16 protein-coding genes are annotated in these 20,713 nt (G+C 60.8%); 11 read left to right on the forward strand and 5 right to left on the reverse strand.

What is annotated here, in order from left to right:
• Positions 1-31: 31 nt before the first annotated feature.
• Together typA and ACTO5E_RS01705 are read right to left on the reverse strand one after the other, a co-directional pair.
• Positions 32-1,861 carry a translational GTPase TypA gene (gene typA / locus ACTO5E_RS01700; RefSeq protein ID WP_482301015.1) on the reverse strand — a complete coding sequence of 610 codons (1,830 nt, stop codon included), beginning with the start codon at positions 1,859-1,861 and terminating at the stop codon, positions 32-34.
• A gap of 514 nt (positions 1,862-2,375) precedes the next feature.
• Positions 2,376-3,776 (reverse strand): NCS2 family permease, encoded by a 1,401-nt coding sequence (locus tag ACTO5E_RS01705; protein ID WP_482301017.1) that lies wholly within the window; start codon positions 3,774-3,776, stop codon positions 2,376-2,378.
• A gap of 349 nt (positions 3,777-4,125) precedes the next feature.
• Here ACTO5E_RS01705 and ACTO5E_RS01710 point away from each other — a divergent pair, with 349 nt between their 5' ends.
• The gene (locus tag ACTO5E_RS01710; protein WP_482301019.1) at positions 4,126-5,088 is read left to right on the forward strand and encodes a PHP domain-containing protein; all 963 of its coding nucleotides are present in this window, start codon (positions 4,126-4,128) and stop codon (positions 5,086-5,088) included.
• 138 nt (positions 5,089-5,226) lie between these two features.
• Here ACTO5E_RS01710 and ACTO5E_RS01715 read toward each other — a convergent pair whose 3' ends face one another.
• The 3 genes from ACTO5E_RS01715 to ACTO5E_RS01725 form a co-directional block, all read right to left on the reverse strand.
• Positions 5,227-6,042: a sugar phosphate isomerase/epimerase family protein gene (locus ACTO5E_RS01715; RefSeq protein WP_482301021.1), complete on the reverse strand. Its 816-nt coding sequence runs from the start codon at positions 6,040-6,042 to the stop codon at positions 5,227-5,229.
• A gap of 281 nt (positions 6,043-6,323) precedes the next feature.
• Complete coding sequence (locus tag ACTO5E_RS01720) at positions 6,324-6,797, reverse strand: GNAT family N-acetyltransferase (RefSeq protein WP_482301023.1); 474 nt, start codon at positions 6,795-6,797, stop codon at positions 6,324-6,326.
• Positions 6,798-6,856: 59 nt separating this feature from the next.
• Positions 6,857-9,940 (reverse strand): glycosyltransferase family 39 protein, encoded by a 3,084-nt coding sequence (locus ACTO5E_RS01725; protein WP_482301024.1) that lies wholly within the window; start codon positions 9,938-9,940, stop codon positions 6,857-6,859.
• 227 nt (positions 9,941-10,167) lie between these two features.
• On the opposite strand from ACTO5E_RS01725, the gene ACTO5E_RS01730 reads away from it, so the two are divergent.
• From ACTO5E_RS01730 to nusA, 10 genes are all read left to right on the forward strand, one after another.
• Entirely contained in the window at positions 10,168-13,182 is a 3,015-nt protein-coding gene (locus ACTO5E_RS01730; protein ID WP_482301026.1) for a glycoside hydrolase family 2 TIM barrel-domain containing protein, read from the forward strand.
• 169 nt (positions 13,183-13,351) lie between these two features.
• Positions 13,352-13,777 carry an RNHCP domain-containing protein gene (locus ACTO5E_RS01735; protein ID WP_482301027.1) on the forward strand — a complete coding sequence of 142 codons (426 nt, stop codon included), beginning with the start codon at positions 13,352-13,354 and terminating at the stop codon, positions 13,775-13,777.
• Positions 13,778-13,929: 152 nt separating this feature from the next.
• Positions 13,930-14,838 (forward strand): sugar phosphate isomerase/epimerase family protein, encoded by a 909-nt coding sequence (locus ACTO5E_RS01740; RefSeq protein WP_482301028.1) that lies wholly within the window; start codon positions 13,930-13,932, stop codon positions 14,836-14,838.
• A 132-nt stretch (positions 14,839-14,970) separates the two neighbouring features.
• Complete coding sequence (gene fdxA / locus ACTO5E_RS01745) at positions 14,971-15,141, forward strand: 4Fe-4S ferredoxin (RefSeq protein WP_482301030.1); 171 nt, start codon at positions 14,971-14,973, stop codon at positions 15,139-15,141.
• A 72-nt stretch (positions 15,142-15,213) separates the two neighbouring features.
• Entirely contained in the window at positions 15,214-15,954 is a 741-nt protein-coding gene (locus ACTO5E_RS01750; protein WP_482301033.1) for a tRNA1(Val) (adenine(37)-N6)-methyltransferase, read from the forward strand.
• Positions 15,947-16,801, forward strand: coding sequence for a 16S rRNA (cytidine(1402)-2'-O)-methyltransferase (gene rsmI, locus ACTO5E_RS01755; protein WP_482301034.1), 855 nt, complete (start codon positions 15,947-15,949; stop codon positions 16,799-16,801). Before ACTO5E_RS01750 ends, rsmI begins: the two co-directional genes overlap by 8 nt.
• The gene (locus ACTO5E_RS01760) at positions 16,798-17,607 is read left to right on the forward strand and encodes a phosphorylase family protein (protein ID WP_482301036.1); all 810 of its coding nucleotides are present in this window, start codon (positions 16,798-16,800) and stop codon (positions 17,605-17,607) included. The genes rsmI and ACTO5E_RS01760 overlap by 4 nt, the downstream gene beginning before the upstream one ends.
• A gap of 528 nt (positions 17,608-18,135) precedes the next feature.
• Positions 18,136-18,675, forward strand: coding sequence for a stage V sporulation T C-terminal domain-containing protein (locus ACTO5E_RS01765; RefSeq protein WP_482301039.1), 540 nt, complete (start codon positions 18,136-18,138; stop codon positions 18,673-18,675).
• A 167-nt stretch (positions 18,676-18,842) separates the two neighbouring features.
• Positions 18,843-19,352: a ribosome maturation factor RimP gene (gene rimP, locus ACTO5E_RS01770; RefSeq protein WP_482301040.1), complete on the forward strand. Its 510-nt coding sequence runs from the start codon at positions 18,843-18,845 to the stop codon at positions 19,350-19,352.
• A 172-nt stretch (positions 19,353-19,524) separates the two neighbouring features.
• Positions 19,525-20,676, forward strand: a complete 1,152-nt coding sequence (gene nusA, locus ACTO5E_RS01775) for a transcription termination factor NusA (RefSeq protein WP_482301042.1) — start codon at positions 19,525-19,527, stop codon at positions 20,674-20,676.
• The last annotated feature ends 37 nt before the right edge of the window (positions 20,677-20,713 follow it).

Consider the following 20,713-nt stretch of genomic DNA (forward strand, 5'->3'; position numbering starts at 1 on the left):
TATATTCAGCGGCTGCCCTTATGGGCTGCTGTTATCCGTTCTTTTTGCGGCTCTGCTGCTTCATCCTCTGCTCGTGAGACAGCACTGCCTTGCGCATACGCACGCTTTTGGGGGTGACCTCCACATACTCGCCCTCCCCGATGAATTCCAGACACTGCTCCAAACTCAGCACAGAGTGGGGCGTCAGCTTCAGGGCCTCGTCCGCCCCGGAGGAACGGGTGTTGGTGGCGTGCTTCTTTTTGCACACATTCACCACCAGGTCCTCGCTTTTGGGGCTGGCCCCTACAATCATCCCCTCATACACCTCCACGCCGGGCCCTATGAACATCCGGCCCCGGTCCTGGGCGTAAAACAGGCCATAGGCTGTGGCGGCGCCGGTCTCAAAGGCCACCAGAGAGCCCTGCTGCCGCTGGGCAATGTCCCCCTTATAGGGCTCGTAGCCCTCAAACACATGGTTCATAATACCGTTGCCATTGGTGTCGGTGAGAAACTCTGAGCGGTAGCCCATCAGCCCCCGGGCGGGAATTTTAAACTCCATGTGGGTCATGCCGCCCTCCCGGGCGCCCATGTTGATGAGCTCCGCCTTGCGGGGGCCCAGCTTCTCCATCACTGCCCCCACATAGCTGTCCGGGGTCTCAATCATCAAAAGCTCCATGGGCTCCTGCTTCTGGCCGTCCTTCTCCTTCAGAATGACAGTAGGGGGGGACACCTGGAACTCGTAGCCCTGGCGGCGCATCTGCTCGATGAGAATGGACAGATGCAGCTCTCCCCGGCCCGAGACCTTGAAGGCGTCCATGCTCTCCGTCTCCTCCACCCGCATGGCCACATTGGTCTCCACCTCCTTGAACAGCCGGTCCCGCAGGTTCCGGGAGGTGACATATTTGCCCTCCTGCCCGGCAAAGGGGGAGTCGTTCACCTTGAACAGCATAGCCACGGTAGGCTCGTCAATTTTTACAAAGGGCAGGGGCTCGATGCAGTCCGCAGCGCAGGCGGTCTGGCCGATGTTCAGCTCGGCAATGCCCGACACGGCAATAATGTCGCCCACCCCGGCAGACTCATGGCCCACCCGCTTCAGACCCTCAAACTGGTAGAGCTTGGTGATTTTGGCATTCCTGTGGCCCTCCTCTCCGCCGCCGCAAATCGCCACCTGCTGGCCGGTCCTGATCACGCCCCGCTCGACCCGGCCAATGCCAATGCGGCCCACATACTCGTCGTAGTCAATGTTGGAGAAACGCACCTGCGTGGGGCCGTCCAGGTCCCCCTCTGGGGCGGGGACCTCTCGGAGAATCATCTCAAACAGAGGGGTCATGTCTGTGCCGGGCTTCTCCGGGTCCAGCGTGGCGTAGCCCACCCGGGCAGAGCAGTAGGCCACGGGAAATTCCAGCTGGTCGTCGTTGGCCCCCAGCTCAATGAACAGGTCCAGCACCTCGTCCACCACCTCGGCAGGGCGGGCGCCAGGACGGTCGATCTTGTTCAGCACCACCAAGGGCTTTTTGCCCAGGCCCAGGGCCTTTTTCAGCACAAAGCGGGTCTGGGGCATACAGCCCTCAAAGGCGTCTACCAGCAGAATGACCCCGTCCACCATCATCAGCACCCGCTCCACCTCGCCGCCAAAGTCCGCGTGGCCGGGGGTGTCCACAATATTGATTTTTGTATCGCCGTATTTTACGGCCGTGTTTTTCGAGAGGATGGTAATGCCCCGCTCCCGTTCCAGGTCGCCCGAGTCCATCACCCGCTCGGCCACAGCCTCGTTCTCCCGAAAGATGCCGCTCTGGCGCAGGAGCTGGTCCACCAGCGTGGTTTTGCCGTGGTCTACATGGGCGATAATCGCCACGTTTCTCAAATCGTTTCTGATACCCATTTTACTGACATCCTTTCTCCATGAAAGCGCGTTTCTTCATTTTCTAATCGTTTATTATAACACGAAAACACCGGTTTGAAAAGCCCCTAGTTGTACGGGGGAGTGTCCTTTCGCGCATTTTATAGCGGGACTGATTTACAGGGGCAGTTCCCTGTAATTACCCATTCATCCGGAGTTCCCGGAACGGAGACCTAGGCAGGACCTCTATATAAAATCTGCAAAAGGGACACTCTCTTGAAACGAAGATTTTTTGTCGGCTCTCCAACGGCCGAGTGGAGGGACGAAGCACAAAAGTCATCCTGCCTGACTGATTGCATAACAGGCCCTCTGAACACTCCCGGCATGGGCTCTCCCCAAGTCCAATATCGACTCCCACCAAGCCTGGCATTGCTTTCACCAGGCCAGCATCCACGGCTTCCCTCAAGCTCTGCCAGAGCACCCCGCCGCTCCCCGGCAAAGCAAAAGGAGGGAGCAGCGGCTCCCTCCTTCTCAGGCGATGAAATATTTCAGTCCCTTACATGGGCAGAATCAGCGTGACAATGCGCAGCGCAAACAGCCCAAAGGAGACCCACATGACCGGATGAATATCCTTTACCTTGCCGGTGCAGAGCTTCAGGATGACCCAGGCCACAATGCCAAACATAATGCCGTTGGCAATAGAGTAGGTGAAGGGCATCATCACCAGGGCCAAAAAGCCGCCTACCACGTCGGCAATGTCCCCGTCAAACTTCATTTTCAGCACAGACTTCATCATCAGCAGGCCCACAAACAGCAGGGCCGGGGTGGTGGCAAAGCTGGGGATGGCCAGGAAGATGGGGGACAGGAACAGCGCCAGCACAAAGAAGATGGCTATGGAAATGGCCGTGAGGCCGGTGCGGCCCCCCTCGGCCACGCCTGCGGTGGACTCCACATAGCTGGTGACTGTGGAGGTGCCCAGCACCGCGCCAGCCACTGTGCCAATGGCGTCGCTCATCAGGGCAGGGCCCGCGTTGGGCAGCTCGCCCTTTTTGTTCAGCAGGCCGCCCTGGTCGGCCACGCCGATGAGGGTGCCCACTGTGTCAAACAGGTCCACAAACAGGAACGCGAACACAATAGCCGCGAAGTTGACAAAATGCCCGGCCACAAAGCCAAAGTCAAACTGGAAGAAGGTGGGGGCCAAGGAGGGGGGCAAAAAGCCGCCGCTGAAGTCAGGAATCAAAGAGAAGCCCTGATACCAGCCGCACAGCTGGGCAATGATGCCCAGCACCCAGGTGGCCAGAATCCCCCACAGGATGGAGCCCTTGATTTTGAAATGCCACATAACGCCAATGAGAATGAGCCCCACAAAGGCCAACACCACCTCGGCGCTGCCCAGGTTGCCCAGAGCCACCAGGGTAGAGGAGCTCACTGTGGCGGCGCCGTCCTCGCCCACAATGGCAAAGGCGTCGGTGGTGACAATGCCCGCGCCCTTAAGGCCCACAATGGAGATGAACAGGCCAATGCCCGCCGAAATGCCGTACTTCAGGTTGGCGGGGACAGCGTTCACCAGAGTCTCCCGAAACTTGAAAATGGACAGGATGATGAAGATGACGCCCTCCACCAGAATGGCGGTGAGGGCCACCTTCCAGGGGTCGGTGATGCCCATGCCCGTAAGCATAGGGCACACGGTGTAGGCAAAGTAGGCGTTAAGCCCCATGCCAGAGGCCAGCGCCACCGGGTAATTGGCAAACACACCCATGATGATGGTAGCAATGGCGGCGGACACGGCAGTGGCGGTAAACACCGCTCCCTGGTCCATGCCGGCGTCGGCCAGCATACTGGGGTTCACCGCCAGTATGTACGCCATGGAAAGGAAGGTGGTAATGCCGGCAATGACTTCGGTTTTTCCGTCGGTGCCATGCTCCTTCAGCTTAAAGTGCGCGAGTAATTTTTCCAAATCTTTCGCCCTCCTTAAAATGATTGGGCCCCGGAAACCTGTTCGGGGCACGCTATTAGTATAACCGCATATTCAAAGAAAATCAACCGTTTTGTTACAATTTATTCATAGATTTTCTTGGTTCTCCGAAAGAAATTTTTAAAATTGATGATTCTCCCTCTCTGTTTATGTTCAACAAAAGAATTCGCCCTGCCCGCCTCTGATGGGGAAAGCCTGAAAATGCCGGGGCCCCTCTTGACTTCCCCAGCCCCCCGTGGTAAGATTAGGAAAATTCCCGGCGTCTGGCTCCAACGGCCCCTGCCCCTTGCCGGGCCAGCCGTTGAAAACAGAACCGCAAGGAGGTGGAAAGATGCTGAAAGATCAGGTGCTTTTACCCAAAACCGGCTTTTACAAGGCCAATCTCCACAGTCACACCGTTGTCTCAGACGGACGCTTTACCTCGGAGGAGGCCAAGGCCGCTTATCAGAAGGAGGGCTACTCTATTGTGGCCTTCACCGACCACCGGAAATATGTCTGGCATAAGGAGCTGGACAGCGAGGACTTTCTTGCCCTGGCGGCAGTGGAGGTTGACCTGACCGAGCAGGGCAAGGACTGGCCGGTGAGCAAGACCTACCATCTGAACCTGTTTGACACCGCCCCCTCCCCTCGGCGGGAGGAGCTGGACCTGCTGCCCCACTTTGCCTATGACGATAAGGAGGCCCTGAACCAGTACATTGCCCGAATGAACGAGCTGGGCTTTTTGGTGTGCTACAACCACCCCTACTGGTCCTTGCAGAATTATGACGACTACAAGGATCTGCGGGGCCTGTTCGCCATGGAGATTTACAACCACGGCTGCGAGGTAGAGGGGCTTTACGGCTTCAATCCCCAGTCCTATGACGAGATGCTCCGCGCGGGCCAGCGGCTTGGCGCCCTTGCCACGGACGACAACCACAACGCCTACCCCCTGAACGGCCCGGAGGGCGACTCCTTTGGGGGCTTTGTCCAAATTGCCGCCCAGCGGCTGGACTACCCCAGCGTGATCCAGGCCCTGCGGGAGAACCGCTTCTACTGGTCCATGGGCCCCCAGCTGAAGGGGGTGGAGATTCAGGACGGGCTGCTGAAAATCCACAGCTCTCCGGTGGAGAAGATTTTCGTCAAGCTGGAAAACCGGAACTACTACCGCAAGCAGGTGCTTCCCGGCGAGAGCCTGGAATACGCGGAGTTCCCCCTGACCGGCAAGGAGGGCTGGCTCCGGGTGGAGGTAAAGGACAGCCGGGGGCTGCTTGCCGGCACCAGCGCGTTTTTTATTGACCAGCTGGCTGCGGACTGAGAACCCCCTCTGCCGCCAGCCGGCCAGAGATTTACTCCTACATTCTCTGGTTGACAGACGATGAAAAAGCCAGCCCGGCGGAAAGGCTTCTCCGCCGGGCTGGCTTTTTTATGTTGGACAGAGCCGGGGACAGGCCCCTCAGTCCAGCCGCTCCCGCAGCCAGACCATGGACTGCCTCAGACAGTCCAGCATGTCCCGGGCATTGTAGTGCTCCACCGTGTAGACTCCGCTGTAGCCGTCCTGCTTCAGCAGCTCCAGCACCTGGGAGATTTTGATCTCCCCCTGGCCCACTGGGCAGGCGTAAAGGGTCACGCCGTCCACTGCCTCAGGCCCCTCGTCCCCATGCACTGGGGTGAAAAGCCGGTCCTTCAGGTGCACATGGGTGATCTTCCCCCGCAGCGCCTCATAGGCCGAGAGCTCGTCCTCCGCCATAAACCGGAAGTTGCCGGTGTCAAAGCAGGCGGACAGCTGAGGGCAGGCCTCCAGAAAGCGCAGCATCCCGGCGCTGGTGGCAAAGGGGGCGGCGGCCCCGTCAAAGTCCTCCATCACCAGGCTCAGGCCGGCCTTTTCGGCCAGCTGGCCCAGCCGGGCAGTGCCCTCAAGCATGTTCCGGGTCTGAATCTCCGTCTCCTCCGGGGTCCCCTGGGTGAACCCGGGGATTACCAGCAGCCGGTCCGCGTTCAGGTCCTTGGCCAGCTCAAAAATGGGCCCGGCCTGGCTCTCTATGTCCGTGTTGCGGCCAAAGTCGAAAAACACGGGAAGAGAGGAGATGGTCATGCCCAGCCCGGCCAGACCCCTGGTGAGGGCGTCCATATGCCGCCGGGCAGTGGCCGCGGAGACCTCCACCTGGGTGACCCCCAGAGCCCGGGTCTCCTCCAAAGCCTTGTCAACAGAGATATCGCGCTGGCGGGCCATGTCAAGAATGTGGTCGAAAAAGGTTGCAAATACGGCCATAGAGATGGCTCCTTTCAATCAAAAAATATTAGAGCCTGAAATTATCCGCACACAGATTGCTCGCGTATTTTGCGCTATCACACACAGCCTTCGCCTGTCAACCGCAGGGCTGACCGCGCTCAATCGCACGTCTTATTTCAGGACCAGGCGCTCAAAACCTGTACCAACAGAATATTGCGCCGCCGTTTCGGTAATTCTGCCGCTGACTGCGCTGCCACCGGCAAAATATTGCTCTATCATCCTGGCGCAAATTCTATCAGTACAAGCTCTTGGAATCTGCTTCAAAATCTTGGGACACTGTCTTTTTTCATCTTAAAGAATTCCGCCCTGCCGTCTGGCACTGCCATTTCGTAGGGGGGGCCGTCTATTCTGAACCCAGCCCTCTGATAGCATCGGATGGCGCGGAGATTCCATGTGCGCACCACCAGAACAATGGGCTTTGCGGGGAACCGCCTGTGTATCAGCTCGCAGGCTTCGTTTAAAATCCGGGAGCCATAGCCCATTCCACAGAGCTCCGGCCGGACCCCAATCCCGATGAGGACCTGCGCAGGCGTCTCCATAATATGGACAAATCCGGTCAACAGGCCGTCCACCAGAAAAGCCAGGTAGCCCGCTTCCTGCTCGGGGTCCATAAAGCCGCTTCTGGATTCCAGCAGCTCCTCATAGGAGGGAAGATTGTAGACAGCGTATTCGCCCGCATAGCGCCAGGAGCAGAGCTCTCTTTTGTCCTCATCCGTCAGCCGCCTGTGGAACATCTAACGCCCCTCCTGTCCTTGGGTTTGACAGCTTTCAGGTGCCTGCCGTTTTCCGCCGGTCAGCCGAAATACCAGGAGGTGAACAGCTCCAGAGAGTCCACATACTCCCGGGTGGTGCCCGCGCCGGAGATCACCGGGAAGTATATTGCGAACAGCACCAGGCTGGCCGCGGCCAGCAGGCCCAGGGCAAGCTGCACCGGCTTCACCTGCACCGGCCCCAGGGCCACCGGCTGGGTCAGCCGCCCCTTCTCCTGCCGGGACATGTACCCGAACGCCGCCAGCAGCGCCACCAGCAGGAAGGGCACCGCAGTAAAGTAGTGGTAGATAAAGGTCAGCCGGGGCACCAGCACCCAGGGCAGGTATACCGACAGAAAGCCCACCAGGGCCACGCCGCAGGCCAGCTCCCGCTCCTTGAACCACTGCCGCACCGCAAACACCGCCGCAGGCAGGAAGGACCACCACAGCAGCGGGTTGCCCATAGAGGAGATGGTGCTGTAGCTGCCGTCCGCCGACTCGCCCCCAAAGTACCAGATGGGGCGGCTCACCAGAGGCCACTCATACCAGGTGGAGGCGAAGTCGTGCTCCGCCACCAGCTTGGAGTGGTAGTTGAACATGGTGCTCTGATAGTTGCCAAAGGCCCACATCATGCGGTCCGCGTTGTGGGGCAGGGTGGTCATGGGCAAAAAGGCGCAGAAGTAAATGCCAAAGGGGATGGCGACAAACAACAGACAGCACCAGCCGCACAGCTGCACACAGCGGCGCATCACAGGGGCAGTGGACCTGTGCCCCTTGGCCTCAGACCGCCAGGAGGCAATGAGCTTGCCGAAGAACAGCGCCGCCAGCCCCGCCGCGCCATAGGCGGCGGTCCACTTGCTGGCCACGCCCAGGCCCATAAAGACGCCGCTGAGCCCCAGGGGAATGAGCAGAGACTTCATGCTGTCCTTGACAATGTCTTTGTAGAGGAAGCACACCATCGCGTCGTACATGAGCAGCAGGAAGAACACCGAGTAGGTGTCAATGGTGGCAATGCGGGTCTGGGTGAAGTGCATAAAGTCAAAGGCGAACAGCAGGACGCCCAGGCCGCACAGCCAGGTTTTGCCCAGCAGCTGCTTGCACAGGTGGTACAGCACCGGCAGCATCAGCACCCCGAACAGCGTGCCCATAAACCGCCAGCCAAAGGGGTTCAGCCCGAACATGCGGATGCCCAGGGAGATGATATGCTTACCCAGGGGCGGGTGGGTGTTCTCATAGGGCTCCAGGCCCAGAATATGCTCATAGGCTGTGCGGGCGTGGTAAATCTCGTCAAAGTAGCTGGAATTCTCATAGGTCTTGCGCACAGGCACTGTGTCCTGCTCGTCGCACAGGGCCTGGGCCCCCGGCCCTTCGGCGGTAATTTCCGGGGCGCTGTCAGCCCCTGCGGGGAAGAGCCCCGCCTCGCTGATGGTCACCGAGCCGTCCAGGGCCGTGAGGCGTACATAGCTGCCCGGGGTATCCAGCCAGAAGGTCTTCCAGGCGAACACATAGCTGTTCTTCGTCTCACCGCAGTCTGTCCAGTTTTCCCCGTCCTCGCTGGTCTCCACCTTCATGGTAGAGCCCACCCGGGCCGCGTAGTGGTTGGCGTCGGGAGACAGGCCCGGCAGGAAGATCAGGTTGTTGGCTGTCTCCTTGCAGTGGAGCACCACGCTCTCCCCCTCGTTGGGGGTCCAGTTGGTGGTGGGCAGCACAGCGCCCCCCAGATGCCAGAAGGCCACCACGCCATAGACCAGCGTGACCCCCGCCATGACAATCCAGTCCAGCCGGGTCATTTTCCGGTCCTCCGGGGCCAGAGCGGCAGCGGCTTTGGCCTTGGGCTGGGGAGGCTCCGCCTCGAATACCCGGTCCCGCACATACACCTGGAAATAGGCCCACAGCATATAGGCCAGGGCCCCCAGCTGCAAAAGGGAGATGAGCTTAAAGGGCATGGCGTTGGGGTCGTAGCTGCCGCCCAGCTCCCGGAACAGCCAGAGCACATAGCTTACATTAAGGTAGTTTGCCGCGGTAAAGAAGCCGTAGGCCCGCAGCATCCTCTTGTCCTTGGTAAAGAGGAAAGCAATAAGCAGAAACAGAAACGCCGGGAACAGGTAACGCTCGTGCATTTTCACCGCGAACAGGTACACAATGCCCATGAGCACCGGCACAGCGGCAAACACCGCGTCCTTGCGCTTGGAGAGGAACATGAGCGCGCCGCAGGCAGCGGTGGCCAGCACAGGGGCCAGCAGGGTGTAGAAGGTTCCCATGGAGCCCTGGGGCATACCCTGCCAGTTGCGGCCGATAAGCGTCCAGAAATTGCAGGCGTTTACCGAGAAATAGTCATAGTAATTCATGGTGGACTGATACTTGGTGATCAGCCACCAGTAGTTGAAGTTGTGGGTGAAGGGGGCGGCGGCAACCAGAATAGCGGCCAGAGCGCAGCCCACGCCCAGTCCCAGTCCCAGCCATTTTCTCCGTTTGACAGTAAAGCATAAGTACAGAGGGGCGAACACCAGCATCTGGGGCTTGCAGAGAACCGCCAGCCCGTAGAGCAGCCCCGAGAGAGGGTACTTCTCCTGATACAGCAGAACCACCGAGCCCAGCAGAATCATGGTGCAGAAGGAGTCCGCCTGCCCCCACTGGGCCGAGTTGACGAACACCGCCGGGCAGAACAGGTAGGCGGCCGCTGCCAGCAGCGCGCCCCGGTCCCCCAGCTTTCTGCGGCCCAAGACCAGCAGAAAGCCCCCGCAGGCCAGGTCCGCGAAGATGGAGGGCAGCTTCATCACCAGGGTGTGGGCCTGGCCCTGTATGGCAAGGCCCAAGGTCCCCCGGATGATTTCCAGCAGCCGGAGCACATAGAGGTACCCCGGGGGATAGTCCAGGAACATGTCCTGCTGGTAGATCTCCTGAAAGCCTACCTGGTGGACTGTGCTGGCCCAGGACTTGAAGGTGCCCATGTCCACGCTGAAGCCCTCGGAATTGTAGCCCAGCAGCAGCCGGAGCACCAGAGCCGCCAGCAGCAGAAGGCCCGCCAGCACAGGAAAGCTTTTCTCCCGGCGGCTGGAAAAGCGGCGCTGGGCGGCCCAGAGGGCGCAGCCGCAAAAGGCCGCGCCCAGATAGATGTCGGGGATCATGATCCATCTCTCCTCACATACAAATAGATTAGCAGCTTTTTGAAAAAAGACACGGCCAGGAGGCTGTCAACAGGGAAGAAGAAAAATAATTATAATATTTGTTCTCATTTTGCAAAAAAACTATTGACTATTCCAGCCCCGCCATGTTAAGCTAAGGGTAGCTTATATAGTATAGTGCTTTCCGAGCGGAAAGTCAAATTTTGAGCAAAAAGAAAGGATCATTTTTTATGTGCAAGCTGACTGCCTGCTACCACGAGGACCCCTCGGTCCTGCACCTGGGCGCCTGCCCCTCCCGGGCCTATTACCTGCCCACGGGAGACAGCCCCCGGGTACTGGACCTGAACGGCGAGTGGGGCTTCCGCTATTTCGACTCCTTCCTGGACGCGGTGGATGAGGACGGCAATGTGGCCGCCGGAGACCTGACCGCCATCCAGGTGCCCTCCTGCTGGCAGTGCTCCGGCTGGGGACGGCACATGTACACCAATGTCCGCTTCCCCATCCCCTGCGACCCGCCCTTTGTGCCGGAGGAGAATCCCTGCGGCCTCTACCAGCGGCATTTCACCCTGGACGAGTCCGAGGACCGTTACTTCCTGAACTTTGAGGGCGTAGACTCCTGCTTCTACCTGTGGGTCAACGACGGGTTTGTGGGCTACAGCCAGGTCTCCCACAGCACCTCTGAGTTTGAGATTACCAGCCAGGTAAAGGCCGGAGACAACACCGTCACCGTGCTGGTGCTCCAGTGGTGCGACGGCACCTATCTGGAGGACCAGGACAAGCTGCGCATGAGCGGCATCTTCCGGGACGTGTACCTGCTCAAGCGTCCTGCCGCTTTCCTGCGGGACTTCTTTGTCAAAGAGAGCTTCAACGAGGACTTCTCCCACGCGGATATTACCGTGGAGCTGGAAGCCGACGGCCAGATTAAGCTGAAAGCCGTTCTCACCGCCCCGGGGGGCGAGGCAGTGGGCGAGGCCTCCTTCTCCGGCGGCTCCGGGGCCCTGAGCTTCTCTGTGGAAAAGCCTGTGCTGTGGAACGCCGAGCAGCCCCATCAGTACACCCTCACCCTCTCCGCCAAGGAGGAGACCATCACCCAGAAGGTGGGCCTGCGGAAGATCGAGGTCAAGGACGGGGTGGTGCTGCTCAACGGGGTGGCCATCAAGTTCCGGGGCGTCAACCGCCACGACAGCGACCCGGTCACCGGCTACACCATCAGCCGGGAGCAGGCTGTGCGTGACCTGCTGCTGATGAAGCAGCACAATGTCAACGCCATCCGCACCAGCCACTACCCCAACGCGCCCTGGTTCAACCAGCTGTGCAGCGAGTACGGCTTCTATGTCATTGGCGAGGCGGACCTGGAGAGCCACGGCTTCGCGGTGAAGTATGCGGGCCACAGCATGGAGAACTACGCGGACTCCATGGACGACCCCCAGTTCAAGGAGGCCATTGTGGACCGGAACCAGCGGAATGTGCACCGGGACAAGAACAACGCTTCGGTGGTCATCTGGTCCCTGGGCAATGAGAGCGGCTGGGGCGAGAACGGCGAGGCTGCGGGCCGCTGGGTGAAGGACTATGACCCCAGCCGCCTGCTGCACTACGAGGGCTGCATGGTCTACCACAAGGTCCGCAAGCCCGACTTCTCCATGCTGGATCTGTACAGCAGCATGTACACCCACACTGTGCCTGCGGGCGAGGCATGGGGCAAGCGGGTCTCTCTGACCGAGTATTTTGAGGGCGCGGAGATTGACGAGAACTGGAACGGCCGCCGCCCTCCCTACATTCTGTGCGAGTACATCCACGCCATGGGCAACGGCCCCGGGGACGCGGAGGACTATCAGCAGCTGATTATGAAGCACGACGGCTTCTGCGGCGGCTTTGTGTGGGAGTGGTGCGACCACGCGGTCTACGGGGGCCAGACCCCGGACAACCGGCCCATCTACCGCTACGGCGGCGACCATGAGGAGTTCCCCCACGACGGCAACTTCTGCATGGACGGCCTGGTGTACCCGGACCGCACGCCCCATACGGGCCTCAAGGAGTTCAAAAACGTCATTCGTCCTGTCCGGGCGGTGAAGACAGGGGAGAACAGCTTCACCCTGCACAATTACCGGGACTTTACCGACGCCAAGGACTTTGCCTGCCTGCGCTATGAGGTGATGGAGAACGGGAAAATCACCCGCACCGGAGACCTGGAAATGCCCTCCATTGCCCCCCACGGCGAGGCGGCTGTCACAGTGGACGGCCTGCCCACCACTGGCGACAGCACCGTTACCTTTATCTACACGGCCCGGCACGACGGCCCCTTCTTTGCCGCAGGCCATGAGCTGGGCTTTGACGAGATTGTCCTCAGCGAGGAGAAGCCGGCCCTGGCCGCGCCCGCTGCCGGCAAGGTGGAGATCGCCTCCGCCCGCCGGGAGATCGTGCTCACCGGCGAGGGCTTCCGCTACAGCTTCAACCGGCAGACCGGCCTGTTTGGCGAAGTCTGCTGGCACAATATGAGCTTCCTCACCCGTCCCATGGAGTGGAACCTGTACCGGGCTCCCACAGACAACGACCAGTATGTGAAGCTCAAGTGGCACGAGGCAGGGTTTGAGCGGCCCACCGTGCGGGTGTACTCTGTCACTGCGGAAAACGACGCCTCGGGCGCTGCGGTGGTCAAGTGCCACCTGGGCATTGCCGCACTGGTCTCCGCCAGGTTTGTAGAGGTGGAGGCTCAGTGGACCGTGGACGCCCAGGGCCGCATCCAGTGCGCCCTGAAGGGCCAGCGGGATACGCACTTCCCCTACCTGCCCCGGTTCGGCGTGCGCATGTTCCTGCCCAAGGGCTTCGCAAAGGTGGAGTATTTCGGCTACGGACCCTTTGAGAGCTACATCGACAAGCACCGGGCCTCCCGCCTGGGCGTGTACGGCGGCACGGTAGAGGGCCAGACCGAGCACTATCTGAAGCCCCAGGAGAACGGCTCCCACTATGGCTGCCGCTGGGCTGCGGTAGAGGGCCAGGGCTTTGCCCTCAAGGCCGAGAGCCCGGACACCTTCTCTATGAACGCCTCTGTCTACACCCAGGAGGAGCTGGCCAAGAAGATGCACGACTATGAGCTGGAGCCCTGCGGCGAGACCGTGTTCTGCGTGGACTACAAGCTCAGCGGCGTGGGCTCCAACAGCTGCGGCCCCATGCTGCTGCCTGAGTATCAGCTGAATGAGGAGGCATTCTCCTTCCAATTCGGTCTGACTCCCTGCGAGAGCAAGTAAACGGCACAACAGCCTGATGGCAAAGGAGCACTCTGCGTCCCCGCAGGGTGCTCCTGCTTTTGGGGAATTTTTCCCCTTCCGGCCCCATTCCCCTCTTGCAAGCAGCGGAAAATTCCGCTATAATAAAATAAGCCGTACTGCCGGAAAATTTTGGTAGGAGGATGGTCATTTGAACCGGGAAAACAAAAGAAGGCAATTTGAAAAAGGCTATTACCAGAACCACCCCTGCAACGACAGCTTTACCTGCAAGCACTGCGGGCGGCTGGTGACGCCGGAAGCGGCGGGCACCCAGCACCGCAACCACTGCCCCAACTGTCTGACCAGCCTGCATGTGGACGAGGAGCCCGGCGACCGGGCCGCAGACTGCGGGGGCCAGATGGAACCCATCAGCGTGTGGGTGCGCAAAAACGGCGAGTGGGCCATCATCCACCGGTGCAAGCGCTGCGGAGCCCTCAGCTCCAACCGGGTGGCTGCGGACGACAACCCCATGCTGCTCATGTCCATCGCCCTGCGGCCTCTGGCCCAGCCTCCTTTCCCCTTGGAGCGCATCCAGGAGCTGACAGACTTGATGGCCGGAGACGGCAGAATGGAGTAACCAGAGCAACCAGCCCGCAGGCCGGCGGCTCTCTCTCAGCACAAGCCCAAAACGAGAAGAAAGAGACCGGAGGACGCTGTCCTTAACCCTGTCAGACCCAGTCAGAAAGCATCAAATTATAAAATAGAAAACCATCAATAGGAGGAATCATTATGAAGCTTGGAATCATCGTGCCCCCCAAAGCTGAGAGCTTTGACCGGGCCAAGGCGTTGGGCCTGGACTTTGTGGAGTTCGACTGCAATCCCCCCGACTTTTTCGGCGTGCCTGTGGCAGAGCTCACCGCTGTCCAGGAGGAGCTGAAGACCGCCAGCCAGCGCACCGGCGTGGAGGTGGGCGCGGTAGGCCGCTGGGCCAGCCATATTCTGGACGAAAAGGGAGAGGTAAAGCCCGCCGAGTGGGAGGACGTGAAGGCTGTTATTGACTTTGGCGCCTACCTGGGGGCAAAGCACTACCTGTGCAGCGTCAACTATGTCCAGGAGCTCAGCTACTATCAGAACATCACCGCGGCCATTCATGTGCTCAACGACATTGTGGCCTATGCCAAGGAGCGAGGCATGGAGACCGCCATTGTCAACTGCTGCATGGGCGACAACTACATCCGCACGCCTGAGCAGTGGAAGCTGGTGCTCAGCGAGGTGCCGGGCCTGGGCATCAAATACGACCCTTCCCACAGCTTTGTGCATGGTGGCCAGAACGGGGCCTACCTGGAGGAGGGCCTGGAGTGGGGCGCACACTTCCAGTACTGCCATGTAAAGGGCGTCATCCAGCGGGGAGACTCCCGGGAGCCCCAGCAGTGGGCCATGATGGACTTTTTGAAGACCCATCCCGAGCTCAAGGACGAGCTGCTGGCCAAGGCCTTTGCCGGCAACAACTGGTACGACAATCCCCCCGCGGGCATTGATGTGATCAACTGGCGGGCCTTCTTCGCCATTCTCTATAAGTATGGGTACGACGGGTATCTGGCCATTGAGCCCCACTCTCCCACCTGGCAGGGCGAAAAGGGAGAGAAGGGCATCCGCTACACCATCAAGTACATCCGCGACCTGATGCTGTTGGATTGATTCCCCGCCTCCGGCAAAAAATCCCGGACAGGAATTCGTAAAAACAGTTGCAATTTCACAGAAATATGGTAGAATAGAAGCAAGCGCGGCGTGGACTTGCTCCGCCGCCTAAATTACATGGAGGTGTTCCCTATGCCTTATACCATCAATGACGAGTGCATCGCCTGCGGCGCCTGCGCCGGCGAGTGCCCTGCCGACGCCATCACCGAGGGCGACGGCAAGTATGTGATCGATCCTGACAAGTGCCTGGACTGCGGCGCTTGCGCCGGTGTCTGCCCTGTTAGCGCGCCCCAGGAGGGCTAAACGTTAAACAGCAGAAAAGCGGGGCCCGAATGAAAATTTCGGGTCCCGTTTTTTCGTGAAAGGAGAGCCCCCATGGAACACTGGGAACCCCTGGGAAGCCGCCTGCGGGTGCTGGTAAGCCCCAGCCACGGCTTCACCACCGACACCCTGCTGCTGGCCCATTTCTCCCTGCCCCGCCCCGGCGAGCGCTGCGCCGAGCTGGGCTGCGGCTGCGGAGCCATCTCTCTGCTGTGGTGCGCCCGGGCCCGGCCCGCCCATGTGGCCGCCATTGAGCTGCAGCCCCAGGCGGCGGCGCTGGCGGCGCGCTCTGTCAGAGAGAACGGCTTGGAGGAGCTGGTCACAGTCACCCAAGGGGACGCCCGGGACTACCGGCAGCTTTTGCCCCACCAGGGTCTGGACCGGATTGCCTGCAACCCGCCCTATTACCCTGCCGGGGCAGGCCTGCCCTCTCAGGACCCCAGCCGCCGGACCGCCCGCCACAGTCGGGATCTGACCCTGGAGGACCTGGCCGCCGCTGCCCGGTATGGGCTGAAATTCGGGGGGCGGCTGTGCCTTTGCCTGCCGGCCTCCCGGCTGGCGGAGGCGGCTGCCGCTTTAAGCCAGAGGGGCCTGGAGCCCAAACGCCTGCGGCTGGTGCAGCAGCGGCCGGACAAGGCCCCCTACCTGTTTCTGCTGGAATGCCGTCTGGGGGGCAGGCCCGGGCTGACAGCGGAGCCCACCCTGTTTATGCAGGACGGGGAGGGGCATGTCACCCGGGAAATGGAAGAGATATACGGAGATTACACGGAAAATGGAGGGAGCCGGCATGAATAACCAGCTGGAAAAGGGGGCGCTCTATGTGGTAGGCACCCCCATCGGCAATCTGGGCGACTTTTCCCCCCGGGCCGCTGAGACCCTGGCAGGGGCGGACTTTATTGCCGCCGAGGACACCAGAGTCACCCAAAAGCTTTTGAACCATCTGGGACTTCACAAGCCCCTGCTCAGCTATTTTGAGCACAACAAGCGCAGCCGGGGCGAGGCGATTCTTCAAAGACTGCGGGAAGGAGAGACCTGCGCCCTGGTGTCCGACGCGGGGATGCCCGCTGTGTCCGACCCAGGGGAGACCCTCATCGCCGCCTGCGCCCAGGAGGGCCTGCCGGTGTATGTGGTGCCCGGCCCCACAGCCGCCATATCTGCCCTGGCGGTCAGCGGCCTGCCCACCGGCCGGTTTACCTTTGAGGGCTTTCTCTCTATGAACAAGCGCAGCCGCCGGGAGCACCTGCGCCAGGTGGAGCACGAGCCCCGGACCATGATCTTTTACGAGGCGCCCCACAAGCTCCGGCGCACCCTGGGAGACTTTGAAAAGACCTTTGGCGGAGAGCGGCGGATTGCCCTGGTGCGGGAGCTGACCAAGGTCCATGAGGAGGTATGGCGCACTACCCTGGCCGAGGCCGCCGCCCACTACCGGGAGCAGGAGGCCCGGGGGGAGTATGTGCTGGTGGTTGCGGGAGCCGAGGCCCCGCCGGTCGAGGAGGGCAATACGATAGAAGACGCGGTGGAGCTGGCCCGGCAGCGGATGGAGGCAGGGGAGTCCGCCAGCGAGGCGGCAAAGCAGGCGGCAAAGGAGACCGGGGTGCGGAAGTCGGAGATCTACCGGGCCCTGGCAGAAGCGGAAGAATGATCAAGGAGGAATCGGACATGCAGTGGTTTTTTGAGGACGACCATACAGCCCCTGTGTTCACTGCCCAGCAGCATATTGAGAGCAAGAAAGCGGAAGGGGCCATTCAGGCCCTGCCCCGGCGAGCGGTGGTCTTCTGTTTGGGCCGGGGCCTGCCGGTGCTGGAGGAACGCTATGAAACCCGGCTGCTGAGCCAACGCCTGCCGGGCTTCATCACCTACAGCCCGGTGTACGCCATAAAAGACCGGGAGGACCTGTGCTTTCTGGACGGCGGCAGGGGCGCACCCCAGGGAGCCTGTACGGTGGAGTCCCTTCATGCTCTGGGGGTAGAGGAGCTGCTGGTAGCAGGCCTGTGCGGGGCCTTTGCGGAGGAGGTGGACGTGTGCGACGTGCTTCTGCCCTCCCGGCTGCTGGCGGAGGAGGGGGTCTCCTGCCATTACCTGGCAGACCCGGCGTGGGCTGTGCCCGACCTGCCCTGGGACCTGGAAGGCTTCGGGGGTTTTCTGGCCGGACGGGGCTTTGCGGTGAAGCCCCTGGACACTGTGACCACCGACGCCCCCTACCGGCAGACCTACTTTAAAGAAGCCCGCTGGCGGGGGCTGGGCTCTGCCGGGGTGGACATGGAGGCCTCGGCCATGGTGAATGTGTGCAATTATTATAACATGAAGTGCGCCGTGGCGTTGATGGCCTCAGACAAGCACCCCCTCACCCCCTACAGCCCGGCCTGGGCCTGGGGCAGCACAGACTTTAAAGAGCGGCAGGACAGCTTCATCGCCGCCTGTGTAGACTGGATGCTGCAAACGCCCTGAGCATGGCGGTCCCCAGGGCCTGTTTGAAAACCGGAGAAATCTTGGTTTTTTGGCCAGGAACGAGTGCTTCAAAGAAAAAACGCAAGAAGGACTGCCGTATTTCCAGGCTTTTTGACGCCGAAACCACCGTTTCTGGTCAAAACAGACCATGTTTCGGCATTTTCAAGCAGAATCTTAAAGCCTGCCCCTGTAAGCGGAGCGCAGTCTGGTTGTCAACCTTTGCTTGACAGCTTAGCAGCCATGCCTCTTTGTACCCGCGCAGGTCAATATTTCCACCCAGAAACAGCCGGCCGTCTGTCAAAGGAGGGCCGGCGTTTCCCTTCCTTTTGCGGACAAGGCTGTGAAGCTTTTCAAAATCTTGATAATAAAAGGAAAATGTCCGCAAATACTAATGGCCGTAAGCGACGGCGGACCGGAGCGGCAGGGAAAAGCGCAGCCTGGAATGGGAGGCGGACGCGAGGCCGGATAAAAGGGCCTGACAGCCCGGACCGTTTATTACTACTATTATGCGTGAAGGGGACGAGAAATATGAAAGCAACGGGAATTGTTAGGCGCATCGACGACCTGGGCCGGGTGGTCATCCCCAAGGAGATCCGGCGGACGCTGAAGATCCGGGAGGGGATGCCCATGGAGATCTTCACCGACGTGTCCGGCGGAGTCATTCTCAAAAAGTATTCTCCTGTGGGCGAGATGTCCCAGCTGGCCCAGTCCTATGCCGAGACCCTGGTCAACCTCACCGGCTGCGCGGCCGCGGTGTGCGACACCGAGCAGATCATCGCCGTGGCCGGGCCGGTAAAAAAGGACCTGCTCCATAAGCCTGTTTCGGTGCAGCTGGACGAGCTGGTGCAGGGCAAGCGGTGGTTCCTCACCAACGGAGAGAACACGGTGCTCGCCGCCCAGAACATGCCCGCGGCGGCCATGGCCGTGTTTCCGGTGGTGTCCTCCGGCGACGCCATGGGGGCGGTGCTGCTGCTCAAGGGGGAGAAGTCCTCGCCCAAGGTGAGCGGCGAGGCAGCGGAGAGCGTGAAGGCGGCGTCCATGTTCCTCTCCCGGCAGCTGGAGGCTTAAAAAGCCGGGAAAAGCGCAAAAAGCCCTTGATTTTCCAGCGCCAGAGTGCTATAATATCAATTAGTATGGTAATAGAAGGTAGACTGAGAGAGTGGGGCGACCCGCTCTTTCGTCTTGTTATGACGGTTGCGGGCCCCGGCGGGGGCATTCGGAAGGGGGAGAAGGGTATGAGCGAGGAGAAAAGGCCAAAGACAGGCGTGGCCCCACGGGTGCGGGCGTTGGCAGAGCCCCTGGCGGCGGAGCTGGGTCTGGAGGTTTGGGATGTCCAGTATGGAAAAGAGGGCGCCGAATGGGTGCTGAGAATCATTATTGACAAGCCCGGCGGCGTGGGCATTGACGACTGTGTGGACATGACCCACGCGGTGAACCCTGTTCTGGACCAGGAGGACCCGGTGCCCCAGGAGTATGTATTGGAGGTATCCTCTCCCGGACCGGACCGGAAGCTGACCCGGCCGGAGCACTATGAGGCCTACATGGGCCAGCCGGTGCGGGCCAGGCTCATCCGCCCCTTGGAGGACGGGACCAGAGAGCTGGAAGGCCTGCTGCTCCACTATGAGGAGGGCCGGTTGGAGCTGCAGCTGGACGAGGAGACCAGCTGCACCCTGGAGAAGAAGGAGCTGGCCTGGCTGTGCGCCATAGACGGCCCCTGGGAGGGACTGGACCAGGAGGAGGGCTGACAGCAGGCGGCGCGCCCGGCTGCAAATTCCCGGGGCTTTGCCTGCACGAAAGACGGACCGGGAGAGCCGCCATTGGGGAGGCCCCCCGGGAAAGCGGCGGGAAGGAGTCAACCGGAGCAAAAGGAAAACACAAGCATTCATATAGAGAATACAGTAAGGAGTGAGCGGAAAAATGGTACGCAAGAAGAAAAAGGAACCCGAGCAGCAGGGGAATGAAGAGCTGTTCCTGGCCCTGGGCCTGCTGGAAAAGGAGCGGGGTATTCCAGTGGACTTTATGCTGGACCGGATCAAAAAGGCCATTGCCAGCGCCTGTAAAAAGATGTATGACAATGAGGACGTGGAGGTGTCGGTAGACCCGGCTGCCGGAAAGTTTGAGGTATACCTGAACAAGCAGGTGGTAGAGGAAGTGGAGGACCCCAACAGGGAGATGCTGCTGGACGCCGCCCGGGAGATTTCCCGCATGGCGGAGGTGGGGGGCACGGTGGGCATTAAGCTGGACACCCGGCAGTTTGGCCGGGTAGCGGCCCAGACCGCCCGGAACATTATCCGCCAGGGCATCCGGGAGAGCGAGCAGGGCCAGATGCTTCAGGAGTTCCAGGAGAAGCACCAGGAGCTGGTGACAGCTCTGGTCGAGCGGGTCGACCCCCGTTCCGGGGCCCTGTCCCTGCGCATTGGCAAGGCAGAGGCCGTGCTGCCCAAAAGCGAGCAGATTGCCGGCGAGGCTGTGCGGGAGGGGGACCACATCAAGGTGTTTGTGGTGGGCATCAAGGAGGAGGAGAAGGGCCCCCGGGTCATTATCTCCCGCACCCGGCCAGACCTGGTGAAGCGCATGTTCGAGCTGGGCGTGCCGGAGATTTACGACGGCACCGTGGAGATCAAGGCTGTGTCCCGTGAGGCGGGCTCCCGCACCAAGCTGGCGGTGGTCAGCCGCGACCCGGAGGTAGATGCGGTAGGCGCCTGCATCGGCGCCCGGGGCGACCGGGTCAACCGGATTGTAGAGGAGCTGGGGGGCGAGAAGATCGACATTATCGAGTACAGCGAGGACCCCCAGAAGTTTATTGCCGCGGCCCTGTCCCCGGCCAATGTGCTCTCTGTCCGGCTGGAAGAGGGAGAGAAGCAGGAGTGCCGGGTCACTGTGCCGGACAGCCAGCTCTCTCTGGCCATTGGCAACAAGGGCCAGAACGCCCGCCTGGCCGCCAAGCTCACAGGCTGGAAGATCGATATCCGGCCTGAGAGCGGCTTCTTCGGCGAGGAGGAAGAGGAGAAGGAGGAGGCCGCCCCTCCTGCCGGGACAGAGGAGCCGGCCCCGGAGACAGAGGAGTAAGAACCTGTATTCACAGGCGTTGAACGCCGGAGGGACG

The sequence above is a fragment of the Acutalibacter sp. genome (genome assembly GCF_056800975.1).

Bases quoted from the DNA above. Each gene is read 5' to 3' on its own strand.
- ACTO5E_RS01765 (WP_482301039.1), top strand. From the start codon at position 18,136: ATGAAAGCAACGGGAATTGTTAGGCGCATCGACGACCTGGGCCGGGTG.
- rimP (WP_482301040.1), top strand. From the start codon at position 18,843: ATGAGCGAGGAGAAAAGGCCAAAGACAGGCGTGGCCCCACGGGTGCGG.
- fdxA (WP_482301030.1), top strand. From the start codon at position 14,971: ATGCCTTATACCATCAATGACGAGTGCATCGCCTGCGGCGCCTGCGCC.
- ACTO5E_RS01715 (WP_482301021.1), bottom strand. From the start codon at position 6,042: ATGGCCGTATTTGCAACCTTTTTCGACCACATTCTTGACATGGCCCGC.
- ACTO5E_RS01730 (WP_482301026.1), top strand. From the start codon at position 10,168: ATGTGCAAGCTGACTGCCTGCTACCACGAGGACCCCTCGGTCCTGCAC.
- ACTO5E_RS01710 (WP_482301019.1), top strand. From the start codon at position 4,126: ATGCTGAAAGATCAGGTGCTTTTACCCAAAACCGGCTTTTACAAGGCC.
- nusA (WP_482301042.1), top strand. From the start codon at position 19,525: ATGGTACGCAAGAAGAAAAAGGAACCCGAGCAGCAGGGGAATGAAGAG.
- ACTO5E_RS01720 (WP_482301023.1), bottom strand. From the start codon at position 6,797: ATGTTCCACAGGCGGCTGACGGATGAGGACAAAAGAGAGCTCTGCTCC.
- ACTO5E_RS01760 (WP_482301036.1), top strand. From the start codon at position 16,798: ATGATCAAGGAGGAATCGGACATGCAGTGGTTTTTTGAGGACGACCAT.
- ACTO5E_RS01725 (WP_482301024.1), bottom strand. From the start codon at position 9,940: ATGATCCCCGACATCTATCTGGGCGCGGCCTTTTGCGGCTGCGCCCTC.
- rsmI (WP_482301034.1), top strand. From the start codon at position 15,947: ATGAATAACCAGCTGGAAAAGGGGGCGCTCTATGTGGTAGGCACCCCC.
- typA (WP_482301015.1), bottom strand. From the start codon at position 1,861: ATGGGTATCAGAAACGATTTGAGAAACGTGGCGATTATCGCCCATGTA.
- ACTO5E_RS01740 (WP_482301028.1), top strand. From the start codon at position 13,930: ATGAAGCTTGGAATCATCGTGCCCCCCAAAGCTGAGAGCTTTGACCGG.
- ACTO5E_RS01750 (WP_482301033.1), top strand. From the start codon at position 15,214: ATGGAACACTGGGAACCCCTGGGAAGCCGCCTGCGGGTGCTGGTAAGC.